The organism is Arsenophonus endosymbiont of Aphis craccivora (assembly GCF_013460135.1).
Lineage (GTDB): Bacteria > Pseudomonadota > Gammaproteobacteria > Enterobacterales > Enterobacteriaceae > Arsenophonus > Arsenophonus nilaparvatae.
The window spans coordinates 2,350,745-2,363,533 of sequence record NZ_CP038155.1; the positions used below are offsets into that span (position 1 = coordinate 2,350,745).

The 12,789-nt window shown below is 40.0% G+C and carries 11 protein-coding genes; 7 read left to right on the top strand and 4 right to left on the bottom strand.

Annotated features, from left to right (window positions below; all coding sequences use genetic code 11):
* The first annotated feature begins 15 nt into the window (after nt 1-15).
* The 6 genes from lpxA (at nt 16) to tilS (ending at nt 8,635) form a co-directional block, all read left to right on the top strand.
* Complete coding sequence (gene lpxA, locus E3U36_RS12370) at nt 16-813, top strand: acyl-ACP--UDP-N-acetylglucosamine O-acyltransferase (RefSeq protein ID WP_202881835.1); 798 nt, start codon at nt 16-18, stop codon at nt 811-813.
* Between the two features lie 49 nt (nt 814-862).
* Complete coding sequence (gene lpxB / locus E3U36_RS11895; RefSeq protein ID WP_180817657.1) at nt 863-2,011, top strand: lipid-A-disaccharide synthase; 1,149 nt, start codon at nt 863-865, stop codon at nt 2,009-2,011.
* The gene (gene rnhB / locus E3U36_RS11900) at nt 2,008-2,610 is read left to right on the top strand and encodes a ribonuclease HII (protein WP_180816661.1); all 603 of its coding nucleotides are present in this window, start codon (nt 2,008-2,010) and stop codon (nt 2,608-2,610) included. Before lpxB ends, rnhB begins: the two co-directional genes overlap by 4 nt.
* A 4-nt stretch (nt 2,611-2,614) precedes the next feature.
* A complete protein-coding gene (gene dnaE / locus E3U36_RS11905; protein WP_180816662.1) occupies nt 2,615-6,097 on the top strand; it encodes a DNA polymerase III subunit alpha in 3,483 nt (1,160 codons plus the stop codon).
* 11 nt (nt 6,098-6,108) lie between these two features.
* Nucleotides 6,109-7,068, top strand: a complete 960-nt coding sequence (gene accA, locus E3U36_RS11910) for an acetyl-CoA carboxylase carboxyl transferase subunit alpha (protein WP_180816663.1) — start codon at nt 6,109-6,111, stop codon at nt 7,066-7,068.
* 235 nt (nt 7,069-7,303) lie between these two features.
* Nucleotides 7,304-8,635, top strand: coding sequence for a tRNA lysidine(34) synthetase TilS (gene tilS / locus E3U36_RS11915; protein ID WP_180816664.1), 1,332 nt, complete (start codon nt 7,304-7,306; stop codon nt 8,633-8,635).
* A gap of 47 nt (nt 8,636-8,682) precedes the next feature.
* Here tilS and rof read toward each other — a convergent pair whose 3' ends face one another.
* Entirely contained in the window at nt 8,683-8,949 is a 267-nt protein-coding gene (gene rof / locus E3U36_RS11920) for a Rho-binding antiterminator (RefSeq protein WP_180816665.1), read from the bottom strand.
* 302 nt (nt 8,950-9,251) lie between these two features.
* On the opposite strand from rof, the gene E3U36_RS11925 reads away from it, so the two are divergent.
* Entirely contained in the window at nt 9,252-9,881 is a 630-nt protein-coding gene (locus E3U36_RS11925; RefSeq protein ID WP_238337465.1) for a copper resistance protein NlpE N-terminal domain-containing protein, read from the top strand.
* 61 nt (nt 9,882-9,942) lie between these two features.
* On the opposite strand, the gene proS is transcribed toward E3U36_RS11925, so the two are convergent.
* From proS to rcsF, 3 genes are all read right to left on the bottom strand, one after another.
* Nucleotides 9,943-11,658, bottom strand: coding sequence for a proline--tRNA ligase (gene proS / locus E3U36_RS11930; RefSeq protein ID WP_180816667.1), 1,716 nt, complete (start codon nt 11,656-11,658; stop codon nt 9,943-9,945).
* A 107-nt stretch (nt 11,659-11,765) separates the two neighbouring features.
* Complete coding sequence (gene tsaA, locus E3U36_RS11935; RefSeq protein ID WP_180816668.1) at nt 11,766-12,479, bottom strand: tRNA (N6-threonylcarbamoyladenosine(37)-N6)-methyltransferase TrmO; 714 nt, start codon at nt 12,477-12,479, stop codon at nt 11,766-11,768.
* Nucleotides 12,472-12,732 (bottom strand): Rcs stress response system protein RcsF, encoded by a 261-nt coding sequence (gene rcsF / locus E3U36_RS11940; RefSeq protein ID WP_238337466.1) that lies wholly within the window; start codon nt 12,730-12,732, stop codon nt 12,472-12,474. Before rcsF ends, tsaA begins: the two co-directional genes overlap by 8 nt.
* Nucleotides 12,733-12,789 lie beyond the last annotated feature (57 nt).

Genomic DNA, 12,789 nt, shown 5'->3' on the forward strand with positions numbered 1-12,789 from the left:
AAAATGAGGGCTGATATGATTAATAAAACAGCGATTATTCACCCCTCTTCTATTATTGAAGAAGGCGCGATTATCGGTGCAAATGTCCACATAGGCCCGTTTTGCTATATTGGTTCTCAGGTTGAAATTGGTGCAGATACCACACTGAAATCTCATGTGGTTGTCAATGGCAATACCAAAATTGGTTGGAATAACCAGATATTTCAGTTTGTCACGATAGGTGAAATTAATCAGGATCTAAAATACCAAGGAGAACCAACTCGAGTTGAGATAGGTGATCGCAATCGTATTAGGGAGAGTTGTACCATTCACCGTGGAACCCTACAAGGCGGAGGTTTAACCAAAATAGGTCATGATAATCTATTGATGGTAAATACCCATATAGCCCATGATTGTGTGCTAGGCAATTATTGTATAATTGCTAATAACGGTACGCTTGGGGGACATGTTAAACTAGATGATTATGCCATCATTGGTGGTATGAGTGCGGTGCATCAATTTTGCCAAATTGGTGCTCATGTTATGGTTGGTGGCTGTTCTGGTGTTGCCCAAGATGTTCCGCCTTATGTCATTGCGCAAGGTAATCATGCGACTCCTTATGGTGTGAATATTGAAGGTTTAAAACGTCGTGGTTTTGATAAAGAATCACTACATGCGATTAGGAATGCGTATAAAATCCTTTACCGATGTGGTAAAACGCTAGATGAAGCCAGACAAGAATTGGTCGTGCTAGGTGAAAAAAATAAACAGGTAAAAATACTGAGTGATTTTTTAGAAAATTCAGCGCAATCTAACCGCGGGATTATTCGTTAACAAGCAACCTGAATAGGAGAAATCTTTGGCGAATAGTCATCAAGTTGCAATTCAACAACGACCTTTGACTATTGGTCTCGTTGCAGGAGAAACATCAGGCGACATACTTGGTGCAGGTCTTATTCGTGCGCTAAAACAGCAAGTCCCTAATGCGCATTTTGTCGGTGTCGCAGGCCCATTAATGCAAGCTGAGGGCTGTGAAGCCTGGTATGAAATGGAAGAGCTTGCTGTGATGGGGATTGTTGAAGTTTTGGGTCGACTAGCGCGATTATTAAAAATTAGAGCTGACCTAACTAAACGTTTCACTAAATTGCGACCTGATGTATTTGTTGTCATAGATGCGCCTGACTTTAATATCACCCTTGAGCGAAAATTAAAGCAAACAGGGGTCAAAACCATTCATTACGTCAGTCCTTCTGTTTGGGCGTGGAGACAAGATCGTGTTTTCAAGATAGGGGAGGCGACCGACCTGGTGCTTGCTTTTTTACCCTTCGAAAAAAGGTTTTATGACCGTTACAACATTCCCTGCCGTTTTATCGGCCATACGATGGCTGATATCATACCGCTAAAGCCTGATAAACAGGCTGCCAGAGCACAACTAAATATAGCCCATGATGCTAAGTGTTTGGCCATTTTGCCGGGTAGCCGTCGGGCCGAAGTTGAAATGTTAAGTGCAGATTTTTTGCACGCAGCCCAAATTTTGCTAAAAGACTTTCCTCATTTGCAAATCTTAGTTCCTATCGTCAATCAACAGCGCCGGCAGCAGTTTGAAGCGATTTATCGTGAGATTTCGCCAACCTTACCACTGAAAATTTTAGATGGCCAAGCGCGGATAGCTATGATCGCAGCCGATGTAACTTTATTAGCTTCGGGAACAGCTTCATTAGAATGTATGTTAGCAAAATGTCCTATGGTAGTTGGATATAGAATGAAATCAGTGACTTATTGGCTAGCTAAACGTTTGGTTAAAACCCCTTTTATTTCATTGCCTAATTTATTGGCGGGCGAAGAATTGGTTAAAGAATATATTCAGCAAGATTGTCAACCAGAACAATTAGCTGGCTCACTTAAGTCTTTACTAATCGACGAAAAAAAGGTTGAGCAGCTAAAACAAACCTTCTTGCAACTACATGAAAGTATCCGTTGTCATGCGGATCAACAAGCGGCAGAGGCTGTCTTGGAGCTAAGTATAAAATGAATAATTTTATTTATCCTAAAGCAAAATTTATTGCGGGTGTTGATGAGGTTGGTCGAGGACCTTTAGTTGGAGCAGTAGTGACAGCCGCCGTGATTTTAGATCCCAAACAGCCAATAATAGGATTGGCGGATTCAAAAAAAGTAACCGAAAAGCGGCGTAATGCACTTTATATTGAAATTCAAAACAAAGCATTGTGTTGGAGCATTGGGCGTGCAGAGCCTGAAGAGATTGATAAAATCAACATATTGCAGGCAACTTTTTTAGCCATGCGCAGGGCAGTGGCGGCACTTACCACTATGCCTGATTTTGTTGTGGTCGATGGCAATAAGAGCCCAGGCTTTGCTGTACCTTCTAAGGCGATTATTAAAGGTGATAGTTTGGTGCAGGAAATTAGTGCCGCGTCAATATTAGCGAAAGTGACCCGAGATAGGGAAATGCGCGAGTTAGATATCCTTTATCCAGAATATGGTTTTGCTCAACATAAAGGCTACCCAACAGCATTTCATTTAGAAAAACTGGCTCAGCATGGTGCAACACAGTTTCATCGCAAAAGTTTTGCGCCTGTTCGCCGAGTACTGAGTTGCAAAGAGTATAGCTAAGAAAATGGCCGAACCACGTTTTATACACTTACGCGTACATAGTGACTATTCCATTATTGATGGATTAGCAAAAATTAATCCACTCGTTAATCGAGTGGCAGAATTAGGTATGCCTGCAATGGCAATAACCGATTTTACCAATCTTTATGGTTTAATAAAATTTTATGGTGCGGCACATTCTGCCGGAGTGAAGCCAATTATTGGTGCAGATTTTTATCTAGAGAGTGAATTACTCGGCGATGAAGTTGCCCATTTGACTATCCTGGCCAGGGATAATAAAGGTTACCATAATCTAACCATGCTTATTTCCGCAGCCTATCAAAAAGGCTATGGCGCGATCGGACCAACTATCAAACAAGACTGGCTAGTAACCCATAAAGATGGACTATTATTACTCTCTGGTGGTTGCATGGGAGATGTGGGTAAATTTTTGTTGCGCGGAAAGCAGCAACTAGTTGAACAATGTTTGGATTTTTATCAAACCCATTTCCCAGATAACTATTATCTAGAAATTGCCAGAACTGGACGGCCTGATGAAGAGAGTTATTTACATGCCGCTGTCCAATTGGCTGCACAAAAAGGTGTGCCAGTCGTTGCCACCAATAATGTACGCTTTATTAATGGCGATGATTTTGCTGCCCATGAAATACGGGTCGCGATCCATGATGGTTTTACACTCGCTGATCCGAAAAAACCAAAAAATTATAGTCCTCAGCAATATCTACGCAGTGAACAGGAAATGGTTGAGTTATTTGCCGACATTCCTGAGGCGTTGGAAAATAGTGTCGAAATTGCTAAGCGCTGTAATGTAATGATGCGTTTAGGCGAATATTTTTTGCCGCAATTCCCGACCGGCGATATGGTAACGGAAGATTTCCTGATCAAATGTGCAAAAGCCGGGTTAGAAGAGCGTTTACAAGTTCTTTATCCCGACGAGAAGGAGAGAGCTGAGCGACGGGTTGAATATGATCAACGTTTAGATATCGAGTTACGAGTGATTAATCAGATGGGATTTCCTGGTTATTTTCTGATCGTAATGGAATTTATTCAATGGTCAAAAGATAACGCTATTCCGGTAGGCCCGGGACGAGGATCCGGCGCAGGCTCATTAGTCGCTTATGCATTAAAAATTACGGACTTGGATCCGCTTCAATTTGATCTGCTATTTGAGCGTTTTCTTAATCCTGAGCGTGTTTCCATGCCTGACTTTGATGTTGATTTTTGTATGGAAAAACGCGATCAGGTCATTGAACATGTGGCGCAAATGTATGGTCGTGATGCTGTCTCACAAATTATTACTTTTGGTACCATGGCCGCAAAAGCGGTTATTCGAGATGTTGGTCGGGTACTGGGGCATCCGTATGGATTTGTTGATCGTATCGCCAAATTAGTTCCGCCGGATCCCGGTATGACGCTTGAAAAAGCATTCGTTGTAGAACCACAATTGCAAGAAATTTGTGATGATGATGAAGAAGTTAAAGCATTAATAGACATGGCGCGCAAACTTGAAGGTGTGACACGTAATGCAGGTAAACATGCGGGTGGCGTAGTTATTGCACCGACCAAAATAACAGATTTTGCCCCCCTTTATTGTGATCCTGAAGGACAAAATCCGCTTACCCAATTTGATAAAAATGATGTTGAATACGCCGGGCTGGTAAAATTTGATTTTCTTGGTCTAAGGACTTTGACAATTATTAGTTGGGCGTTAAATATGATTAATCAACGTCGGGCAAAACAAAATTTAGCGCCCATTGATATCGCGACCATCCCTCTCGATGATCAAAAATGTTTTGAACTATTACAACGGGCCGAAACGACAGCGGTATTCCAACTAGAATCTCGGGGTATGAAAGACTTGATTAAGCGATTACGCCCTGATTGCTTTGAAGATATGATTGCTCTGGTTGCACTTTTTCGTCCCGGCCCATTACAGTCAGGGATGGTGGATAATTTTATTGATCGTAAGCATGGACGAGAAGCCATCTCTTATCCTGATGTTGAATGGCAGCATGAATCATTACAACCGGTTTTAGAGCCTACCTACGGTATCATTCTTTATCAAGAACAAGTTATGCAGATTGCTCAGGTGCTTGCTGGTTATACTCTAGGGGGAGCAGATATGCTCCGTCGGGCGATGGGTAAGAAAAAGCCTGAAGAAATGGCACAACAGCGCTCAGTTTTTGAAGCAGGGGCGGTTAAAAATGGTATTGACGGTGAGTTAGGCATGAAAATCTTTGACCTGGTAGAAAAATTTGCCGGTTACGGATTTAATAAATCACATTCTGCTGCTTATGCCTTAGTTTCATACCAGACCCTTTGGTTAAAAACACATTATCCGGCTGAGTTTATGGCAGCAGTGATGACAGCGGATATGGATAATACTGAGAAAGTGGTTGGTTTAGTTGATGAATGTTGGCGTATGGAGTTGAAAGTATTGCCACCGGATATCAACAGTGGATTATATCATTTTCATGTCAATGATAGCGGTGAAATTGTTTATGGCATTGGCGCCATAAAAGGTGTTGGTGAAGTCCCAATAGAAGCTATTATTGAATCACGTCAAAAAGGTGGTTATTTTAAAGAAATTTTTGATCTTTGTGCACGGGTTGATACTAAAAAGCTTAATCGTCGCGTGATGGAAAAATTGATTATGTCCGGTGCTTTTGATCATTTAGGTCCGCACCGTGCTGCATTAATGTCTTCATTAGAAGATGCCTTAAAAGCGGCAGATCAACACGCTAAAGCTGAAGCAATTGGACAAACTGATATGTTTGGCGTATTAGCTGAAGCGCCTGAGCAGGTTGAACAATCTTATGCTAGTGTAGCTAAATGGCCTGAACAGCTTATATTAGAAGGTGAACGCGAAACATTGGGTCTCTATTTAACGGGACATCCTATTACCGCTTATTTGTCTGAAATTGAACGTTATACTAGTGGATTAAGATTAAAGGATGTTAATCCAACGCCTCGAGGACAGATGTCAACGGTGGTTGGTTTAGCGCTGACCGCTAAAGTAGTAACCACTAAACGTGGCAACAGAATAGGTATATGTACTTTGGATGATCGCTCTGGACGCTTGGATATAATGTTATTTTCAGATGCGTTAGAAAAGTATCAGCATCTACTTGATAAAGATAAAATATTAATTGCCACAGGTCAGGTCAGCTTTGATGATTTCAATGGTGGTAATAAAATGTCTGTTCGTGAACTGATGGATCTTAGTGAAGCTCGTGAGAAATATGCTAGATGTATTGCTATTTCATTGACAGATAGACAAATTGATGAACAATTATTAAACCGTATTCGTAGCACATTGGAACCTTATCGTTCAGGAACAATACCGGTTCATCTTTATTATCAGAAGAAAGACGCTCGCGCTAAATTAAAATTAGGCGTCACTTGGCGGGTTACTCCGACCGATAATCTTTTGACTGAGCTGCGAACTCTGCTAGGTAATCAGCAGGTAGAATTAGAATTTGACTAAATAGGAATATTATGAGCCTTAATTTTCTGGATTTTGAACAGCCGATTGCGGAGTTGGAAGCAAAAATAGACTCGTTAATGGCAGTAAATCGTCAGGATACCAAGCTAGATATTGACCTAGATGAAGAGGTCGCTAGACTTCGCGAAAAGAGTTTAGAGTTAACACGCAAAATTTTTTCTGACTTAGGTGCTTGGCAAATAGCACAACTTGCTCGTCACCCGATGCGACCTTACACTCTGGATTATGCTGGACGTATATTCACGCATTTCCAAGAGCTAGCGGGTGATCGTGCTTATGCTGATGATAAAGCCATTGTTGGTGGATTGGCTCGATTGGATGGGCGTCCAGTAATGATTATTGGTCATCAGAAAGGACGTGAAACTAAAGAAAAAATGCGGCGTAATTTTGGCATGCCAGCACCGGAAGGATACCGTAAGGCTTTACGATTAATGGAAATTGCTGAGCGTTTTAAGTTACCGATTATTACCTTTATCGATACACCGGGAGCTTATCCAGGAGTTGGAGCGGAAGAGCGCGGTCAGTCCGAAGCTATTGCCCGTAATTTACGTGAAATGTCCCGGCTCTCTGTTCCTATTATCTGTACGGTAATTGGTGAGGGCGGCTCTGGAGGGGCATTAGCGATTGGCGTTGGTGATAAAGTCAATATGATGCAGTACAGTACTTATTCTGTCATTTCACCCGAGGGTTGTGCTTCTATTCTTTGGAAAAGTGCGGATAAAGCCCCATTAGCTGCAGAAGCGATGGGGATCACTGCTTCACGTTTAAAATCACTTAATCTGATTGACAACATTGTTGAAGAGCCGTTGGGTGGCGCGCATCGTAATTATGAACAAATTGCGCATAATCTTAAACAGCGTATTTTAAATGATTTGAGTGATATCGATGTATTTAGTCCTGAAGAGTTGAGAAACCGCCGTTATCAACGTTTAATGGAATGTGGTTATTGCTAATTTTACGCTAGCTAAGGTATAAAAATGGAAATAACTATCAATGGTTATTTCCATTTTTTAATATTTAAAATTTTTTCATCTTTGATCATCATCAGATATCATGATTAAAAAATTTATCCATCAATTTATTTTTTAAATAAATTTTACTTAATACATTAAATTATATTAATACTAGTAATATAATTAGTAGAAAATAGAGCAATAAATGATTACGACAGAGGTAGTTATAATAATTATGAATGTTGATGAGGCTGCATTACTGAACCAAATTATAAAAACCATCGGCTCAACACGCCGAATATTGGTAGGCTTCAGTGGTGGACTAGATTCAACAGTTTTATTACATGCCTTAGTGTCATTACGTCAAACCACAGTGCCAAACCTTAATATCCGTGCGGTTTATATTCATCATGGACTTAATGATAAAGCTGATGATTGGGCTATCCATTGCCAGAAAGTTTGTTTCGACTGGCAGGTAGAGTTTTCTTCACAGCATGTTTATATCGACCCAACTAAAAAAGGGATAGAAGCAGCGGCGCGGGATGCACGATATCAAGTGTTTCGTGAAATACTATTACCTGAAGAAATTATTGTTACTGCCCAACATTTAAATGATCAAGCAGAAACTTTTTTATTAGCATTAAAACGGGGCAGTGGGCCAGCAGGTTTATCTGCGATGCCAATTTCTATTCCGTTTGCTGATACCAATTTAATTAGACCACTATTATCATTCAGCCGTCAGCAATTTGTTGTTTATGCTGAAAAAAAATCGCTTTCTTGGATAGAAGATGATAGTAATCAAGATGAGCGCTATGATCGTAATTTTTTACGTTTAGCTATAATGCCTCATTTTAACCGGCGTTGGCCGCATTTTTCACAAGCAGTGGCCAGAAGCGCCAGTTTGTGTGCAGAACAAGAAGCTTTACTCAATGAATTACTACAAGATTATTTATCTCAGCTAGTAACGGCAGAAGGAGCCTTGCAGCTTGATACTTTAGCAAATTATTCTGAAATGAAACGTAACGCACTATTACGTCGTTGGGTGAGTTTACATCGAATTTTGATGCCTTCTCGTGTTCAATTAAAACAAATTTGGCAAGACGTGATCTGCGCGCGTCCAGATGCAGAGCCGCAATTTATATTAGCTAACAACAATGTTATTCGGCGCTTTAAACAACAGCTTTGGTTGCTGCCACAATTTAACGATCTCACTAAAATTTGTTTAGCGTGGCAGCTGCCTGCCTCGGTTAAATTGCCTGATAACTTAGGCACGCTAATAGTCACAGATAAGGGAACCGGATTACGGGCGCCGTTACCACATGAGCAGGTTACTATTCGATTTGGATTAAAAGGAAATATTAAAATTATTGGTCGTCAGCACGCCAGACGGAGTAAAAAGCTTTGGCAGGAGTTAGGTGTAGCGCCTTGGTTAAGGGAAAGAACGCCTTTAATTTATTATAATGATGAACTTATTGCGGCCGTTGGTGTATTTATTACTCAATCAGGAAAATCTATTCAAGGCCAGTCTGAATTGAAAATAAAATGGATAACGGATAAAAAACCCTGACTTTTCAAGTAAGGGGTATTATTGTGCAAGTATAATCAAGATTTCTTTTATGAACCAGTATGATCAATAACGATGTCGCCAATTTCCGGATGACTAAAACTAACAATATGATCTAATCGCAGTTGTTTTTTTTCACTAGCAACATCAACAACCAGATATTCAACCTGTTTTTTTAACAGCAAATCAATTGCTTTGCCTTTAATAATTTCTCCATTATCCAGTGTTATGGTTAACTGAAGACTATGCTGACAAGCGAGTTCTAAATAATCATAGTCATCGCAGTTAATTGGTTTGTATTCAGTATCTTTAGACATAATCCCTCACCACTATTGTTAAGTGGCGGTTATTGCCGCCTTTGAATATTTGTAATTATAAGCATTTACTGATTAAAGCGCATAATAGCACCATACTTTTTTTCAACCGAAGAGAGAAAAATTAGCATGACGCTTGCTAATATTTATTGTTCGTAATGAAAATCAATAAATGGTTTTAAATATTGTGTAACTAGGTAAAATGATTTGGTGAAAATAACCAAATGTTATTGTAATAGATCTATTTTATCGAATGGATTTTGGAGCGGATAATGAAGCGAAAAGTATTGAATATATTGCTCACAATGAGTGCGATGATCCTTGCCGGCTGTCAGCATAAATTGCCACAATCACAAAGCCAAACAATGGATAAAATTTATACTGGCGTACTCCCTTGTGCAGATTGTTCAGGTATTGAAACAACAGTTCTTTTCAATCCGCATGGTAAATTTATTGAGCAATTAACCTATTTGGGTAAGGAAGAACAAAAAAATACTTTTTTTACTACAGGAAATTGGACTAAAAAAGGCACTAAATTCTTTTTGATTGATTCTGATGAGCAAAAAACCTATTTTCAACCTAGCGTTGATGGTAAAAAAATAGAATATCTCGATCAGGAAGGAAATCGAATAGAAAGTAATTTAAATTATACCTTAGAGCAAGTAAAGCCAGATAAAAAGAGCGGGGAATATAGTTATATCGCTGACGCGGCATTATTTAAAGAGTGTAAAAGTGGACGTACTTACAGTGTGAGTAATATCGATTTAGAAAAAGGATATCTGGCAACCGATATTGAAGCGGGTAAACCTGTTTATGTTGAAGTTGAGGGCTATTACACCATCCGCCCATCAATGGAAGATGGATTGTTTGATGCAACCTTGATCCAGACCGGCGAGATTAAATTTGATAAACTGCGTATTTGTCACTCTCACTAATTATCATATATATCAAATGCCCAGCTATTTTTAGCAGGGCATTTTGCATCAATAAAGCTTATTAGTTAAGTTTTGTTTTTAGAAAATCAACTATCTCAGCAAGATCAATAAATTCTTTCTCATTATCTCGCCGCTGTTTATATTCAACCTTGTTGTCATCTAAATTACGATCACCGATCACGATGGTATGAGGTATTCCAATAAGCTCCATATCAGCAAACATCACACCAGGCCGTTCTTTGCGATCATCAAAAATGACATCAATACCATTGGCTTGCAAATCACAGTAAAGTTTTTCAGCAACTTCTTTAACGCGATAGGATTTATGCATATTCATAGGCAAAATAGCAACTTGGAAAGGTGCGATCGCATCAGACCAAATAATTCCTTTATCATCATGGCTCTGTTCAATTGCTGCTGCTACAATCCGAGTGACACCGATACCATAACATCCCATCGTTACCGTTTGATTATGGCCATCTTCATATTGAACGCTGGCCTTCATTGCTTCAGAATATTTGGTTCCTAGTTGAAAAATGTGGCCAACTTCAATTCCACGTTTAATTTGAACAGTTCCTTTACCATCGGGACTAGGATCGCCATCGACTACATTGCGTAGATCATAAACGTCGGGTAAAGGTAGATCCCGTTGCCAATTGATACCAAAATAGTGTTTATGATCAATATTGGCGCCGGCACTAAAATCACTCATCACGGCAACGCTGCGGTCGATAATTGCTGGTATTGGCAAGTTAACCGGGCCTAATGCACCGGGACCTGCATGCAGGATTGCACGTATTTCTTCTTCTGTTGCGAATTTCAGTGGACTTGCAACCAGAGGATGTTTTTCTGCTTTGATCTCATTTAATTCATGATCACCACGGATCAATAAGGCAACAAGCTGATGACCACTCTCTTTTGCTGCACTAACAATTAGGGTTTTAACTGTTTTTTCAATAAGTAAATTATGTTGATTAACTAGCTCGGCAATAGTTTTGGCGTCAGGGGTATCTATAAGACGCATATCTTCAGCCGGTGCTGCACGTTCTTCCGTAAGACAAATTGCCTCTGCCAGCTCAATATTAGCGGCATAATCTGAAGCGGTAGAAAAAACAATATTATCTTCACCACTATCAGCTAATACCTGAAATTCATGCGAAGCATTGCCACCAATAGAGCCAGTATCTGCTTGTACTGCCCTAAAATTGAAGCCAATACGGGTAAAGATTGTACTATATGCCTTGTACATTGCATCGTAAGTTTGTTGCAGAGAGTTTTGATCGGTATGAAAAGAATAAGCGTCTTTCATAATAAACTCACGGGAGCGCATCACACCAAAACGTGGCCTTACTTCATCACGAAATTTTGTGTGGATTTGGTAAAGGTTTAACGGCAGCTGCTTATAAGCAGTCACTTCATTACGAATAAGATCGGTAATTACCTCTTCATGAGTCGGGCCCAACACAAAAGGTCGTTCACCACGATCAACAAAACGAAGTAACTCTGGGCCATATTGCTCCCAACGCCGACTTTCTTGCCATAAATCTGCTGGCTGAACTATCGGCATGGAAATCTCAATTGCATCCGCGCGATTCATTTCTTCACGAATAATGTTCTCAACTTTGCGCAGCACACGAACACCGGTTGGTAGCCAGTCATATAGGCCTGAAGCAAGTTTACGGATCATACCTGCGCGAAGCATCAGCTTATGACTGATCACTTCTGCGTCGGCGGGAGTCTCTTTTAAAGTAGAGAGAAGATATTGGCTTGTACGCATTATTAGCTTCCAGCAACAACGAATTACTTCCAGTTGGTATTAACCAACCATTAAAACAAAATTATCCTTTAGTATACCAGCGAGTTGCTAATGTCTAAAGAGATAACTTAATTTTTTAGCGTATCTATAGCGAGAACGGCAGTGATATTTGCTGAAACCTGCCATCTAACATTAAAATCAAGCAAATGGGCAGCGTAGATTTTTTCGTCAGCTTTGCTTTTTTTATAAGCTGGACGTGGATCTTGCGCTAACACTTGACGAATAAAACGCTCAAGGAAAGGATAGCGGGTTTGTTGCTCAATCAACTGTTTTTGGGCAGTAGCTGAAAAAAACACTTTCATTTCACTGGCCGGTGCAGCTTGGGCAAATCCAGCAACCGCTTTTGGTAAAGATTCCGCAAACGGCAGATAGGGTTTTATATCAATCACAGGTGTGCCATCAACTAAATCCATACTACCTAAAGCTAAACCTACTTCGTTATCACGGATAATTAAATTTTTCAGTTCTATTAATGATATACCTATTGGATTAGGACGAAATGGTGAACGAGTGGCGAAAACACCCATTTTGGTATTACCGCCTAAACTGGGAGGCCTTACTACTGGACGCCAACCTTCAGTCATGGTTTGATGAAAAATGAAAATAAGCCAAATATGACTAAATTGTTCTAATTCACGAACAGCATCAGGATGATTATAAGGCGGAAATAGGCGCAAATAACCCTGTCCATCATCAATTAAGCCTGGTTGTCTCGGGATGGCAAATTTTTCTTTATAAGGTGCTTCTATCACCCCAATCACGTTAAATTGAAAATTATCCATTAATAATATTCAGCGCAGAGCCTTCACAAATAGCAGTTTGATAACAATCTGGTGTACTAATTATTTCACAACGGTGCAATAACACGCTATTCGCGCCGAGAGAAGAGGCCTTTTTCCGCATGTTTTTTTTCGCTACGGGAATACTTACACTTGGATCTTGTCGATTAGGTTGGCATGAAATACCGGAAACAATGCCCAGATCCTTAAATGGTTTACCCAGTAATGCTTCTGTTTTATCAATAATTTTTACCACAGAGCGCTTTTGTGGTGATTTTTTTTGAGAATATTTTTTGGATTTTTTAGCGAGTTA